The sequence below is a fragment of the Sphingomonas sp. S-NIH.Pt3_0716 genome (genome assembly GCF_003950715.1).
In the GTDB taxonomy this organism is placed as follows: Bacteria; Pseudomonadota; Alphaproteobacteria; order Sphingomonadales; family Sphingomonadaceae; genus Sphingobium; species Sphingobium yanoikuyae_A.
On the sequence record NZ_QLJK01000124.1, the window covers coordinates 1 to 759 of the forward strand.

Genomic DNA, 759 nt, shown 5'->3' on the forward strand with positions numbered 1-759 from the left:
GATTGCTCCCTCCCCCGACCATCGACGCCATGGCAGCTTGTGCATGCCGACAAGGTTGCCGGAGCAACGCCGGGCAGGCGTCGCTCCTCGCCAGCCTGAGTCAGTGCTTGATATTGCGCCGCCGTCATCTGTGGCAAGCGCCGGACGAAAGCGGTCATCCGCCTCACCTCATCCGGTCGATCAGCCGCCGCCCAGGCCGGCATGCCGGTGAATTTGACGCCATGCCGGATGATCCAGAATAATTCGCGATCCCGCCATTCCCCCGCCGTCCGGGCAAGATCAGGCGCCGGCGGGGTTGCCTGCTGCATCACGGGTGATGGACGCACACCCGGTGCGCCATGACAGACCTGGCAGGCCTGACGAAAATGCCCTGCTGCAGTGACCAGGCCCTCATCGTCGAGCGGATCGGGCGGTGCGTCCAGCCAGGCATAAGTCCGCACGGAATTGCGCATCGTCCAGTGAAGGAACCAGTCGGTGATACGCCAATGGCCCGACGACGCGGAAATCTGCATGGCCCCGGACCAGGCGAACAGCATGCCCAGAATCCCAAGTCCGAGCAACGCGACGATAGCGCGCTTCAAGCTGATGCGAAGGATCATGCCGCCCCCCTCTGGCGAAGGAGGCTCGCCAACAGGACAAGACCACCGATGAAATAGCTGGCCCCGCCAACCAGCAGCATGAGGACACCGCCCAGTTGCTGGTCGATCAGCGGGTCCATGCCGGCCAGATGATGATGATCCGCCGCCGCGTAGAGAGGCC

The 759-nt window shown here is 64.3% G+C and carries 1 protein-coding gene; it reads right to left on the bottom strand.

All coding sequences use genetic code 11. From position 1 onward, the window contains the following. Positions 1–599 (bottom strand): c-type cytochrome (locus tag BRX37_RS26375; RefSeq protein WP_164522558.1); only part of this gene is annotated, 599 nt, incomplete at its 3' end. Between the last annotated feature and the right edge of the window lie 160 nt (positions 600–759).